Below are 1,760 nucleotides of genomic sequence, written 5' to 3' on the forward strand. Positions count from 1 at the left end.
AAAACGCATGTCCTGCATGTACTGTTTGGAGAGAAGTAAGACTTTTTGGTGAACATCAGGGTGCGCTTTACTGCTAAGGTCTATAACAGTGTTAAGCAGTTCTTTGGTTTTATCTTTTGTCACTGTGTATAATTCCTGATTCTAAAGAGATATGAAATACCTATTATATTATGCAATGTTATAACACGGAATGGATAAAGTATGCCTGATATTGGGCATTTTGAAAAGAAAATATGCAGGAAAAAGAAGGAGTGCGAAAATGATGCCCGAAGGCATCAAGGGATTAGCACTGGTAGGTAGTTTTAAACTCGTAAGCAGTTGGACGACCTTCGTCAGGGAAGACATCTCTTTCGAATCTATAGGCCTGGTAAGAATTAAGAAACTCATCAGTAAATACCGGCTTCAAGAAGTCATTGTCACGAATTAGAGCCTCTAATGCACCACGAAGTGTATGTGGCATCTGAGGAATACCCTTTTCACGGATCTCATCAAGAGTAAGTTCAAATAGATCTTCATCCATTGGGCCTATTGGAACTACTTTGCTTTGGATACCGTCAAGTCCTGCCATCATCATTACAGCAAACGCAAGGTAAGGACAAGCTGTTGAATCCGGAAAACGCATCTCAACACGAGTAGCTTTCTCACCGGCACCATAAGGGATACGGCAAGATGCTGAACGGTTTTGAGAAGAGTAAGTCAATACACTTGGCGCTTCAAAACCTGGAAGTAATCTTTTGTATGAGTTTGTTGTCGGGTTCGTAAACGCAGCAACAGCTCTTGCGTGTTTAAAGATACCGCCGACATAGTTAAGACCCATCTCAGAGACGTTCGCATAGTTGCCTTCTTTATAGAAAAGGTTTTTACCGTCTTTCCATAGAGACTGGTGAACGTGCATACCATTTCCATTATCACCATAAAGTGGTTTAGGCATGAAAGTCGCTGTTTTGCCATTAAGGTGTGCAATCATTTTTACAACATATTTGTATTTTTGAACGTTGTCTGCTGCACCAATGATGTCAGAGAAAACAATACCGATTTCGTGTTGACCTTGAGCAACTTCATGGTGACCAAGAACGACTTCAAGACCTACTTGTTCAAGAACCAGCATCATCTCAGCTCTTAGATCAACAGCTGAATCCGTTGGTGCCCCCGGGAAGTAACCCCCCTTAGTTCCTGGACGGTGACCTGTGTTGTACATGTCTGGGTAAGTTGTACCTGAATTCCAGCCACCCTCTTCAGTGTCAACTCTGTAACCGGCTTCATGGATATCGTCTGTGAATTTCACATCATCAAAAACAAAGAATTCGTTTTCAGGGCCAAAGTATGCAGCATCAGCGATACCTAAAGAGTCCGCATGCTTCAGTGCCGCTTTGGCAATTGAACGTGGACATCTCTCATATGCCTGATTTTTGTAGATATCGTAAACATCACAGAAGACGATAATGGTCGGGTCAGCAGTGAACGGGTCCAAAAATGCTGTTCCAATATCTGCTTTTAAAAGCATATCTGATTTGTTGATCGGCTGCCATGCATCTACAGAAGAACCGTCAAATGGAAAACCAGCCTCTATAATACCAACATTTACAGCGCTCATACGGTAAGTAACATGATGCCATGCCCCTTTAATGTCTGTAAATCTTAAATCTACGAACTGAACATCATTCTCTTCACAATATGCAAAGAACTCTTCCGTGCTGTTAACGAATTTTCCCATGTGTAATCTCCTGATTAAATATTGATTGCTAGTAGTATAACGAATT

At 41.5% G+C, this 1,760-nt stretch carries 1 protein-coding gene; it reads right to left on the reverse strand.

The annotated features are described in order from the left end of the window. Nucleotides 1-283 precede the first annotated feature (283 nt). Nucleotides 284-1,714, reverse strand: a complete 1,431-nt coding sequence (glnA, locus tag ABYK33_RS15740; protein ID WP_373034264.1) for a type I glutamate--ammonia ligase — start codon at nt 1,712-1,714, stop codon at nt 284-286. Between the last annotated feature and the right edge of the window lie 46 nt (nt 1,715-1,760).

Origin of the sequence: Sulfurovum sp. (assembly GCF_041562805.1) — a bacterium.
Lineage (GTDB): Bacteria > Campylobacterota > Campylobacteria > Campylobacterales > Sulfurovaceae > Sulfurovum.

What these genes read in the sequence shown, in the direction of transcription:
- glnA (WP_373034264.1), bottom strand. Translation starts at nt 1,714, where the DNA reads ATGGGAAAATTCGTTAACAGCACGGAAGAGTTCTTTGCATATTGTGAA.